Source organism: Mycobacterium sp. IDUB_19, from assembly GCF_055419445.1.
Genome location: NZ_JBVAXR010000196.1, coordinates 1 through 779 on the forward strand (window position 1 = coordinate 1; position 779 = coordinate 779).

Sequence of the window (779 nt, forward strand, 5' to 3'; positions counted from 1 at the left end):
GCCGAATCCGAGCACTGCCCAGACTTCCCGCACCGGGTAGGTGGTGCAGTCCAACGTCTCGACGAGCTTGACGCTGTAGACCTTTCGGCACGCGCCGGTGAGGAAGCCGGCGACGACATTGATGAAGCCCGGCTCGAATCCCGTTCCCAGGAAGGTGGCTCCGCCCTGTTGCGCCGCCGCCTCGAGCGCGGCCCGTTCGGCCGGGTGGTGAGTGCCGGTGAGGAAATCGCCCGTCGTCACCACGTTGATCCCGGCCCGCAGCATCCTGGCCACCAGCTCGAAGTCGATCACGCGAGGCATGTAGTTCACGCAATCCGGCCCGAGGTCGATCAGCGCGTCGACATCGTCGGTCGCGGCAACATTGATCTGGGAGCCGGTCGGCTCCCCGTCGGCCAGCGCGCCCGCGTCACGTCCCACTTTGTCGGATCCGAAGGCGTGCACACCGACTACCTCGAAGTCGTCGCGGTCGAGCAGAATTCCGAGTGCTCGGCTGCCGATGTTGCCCGTTGACCACTGGACTACCCGATAAGTCATAGGGATTCGATGTCCAGCCACTCGTCGACTTCGAACTGATCCGCGACGGCGCGGATCGTCGCACCGCCGTGGCCGGGGTAGTGCGCGGGGATCACGGTGGCGTGAGCCTGTGCGGCTTCGGTGAAGATCCGGCGCCGCGTGGTGGCGGCGGCGGTGGCATTTACGTCAAAGGCGCACGGGTCGGCGGGCCGGCGCACTTGCAACGGGCTGTGCGTGATGTCCCCGACGAACACCGCGGGCTGACC

Annotated in this window: 2 pseudogenes; both read right to left on the bottom strand. The window is 66.9% G+C overall.

Annotated elements, in window-relative coordinates:
* Positions 1-534: pseudogene (locus ACZY0B_RS27885) on the bottom strand (dihydrodipicolinate reductase); the annotation flags it as partial.
* Positions 531-779: pseudogene (locus ACZY0B_RS27890) on the bottom strand (MBL fold metallo-hydrolase); the annotation flags it as partial. The pseudogenes ACZY0B_RS27885 and ACZY0B_RS27890, both read right to left, overlap by 4 nt.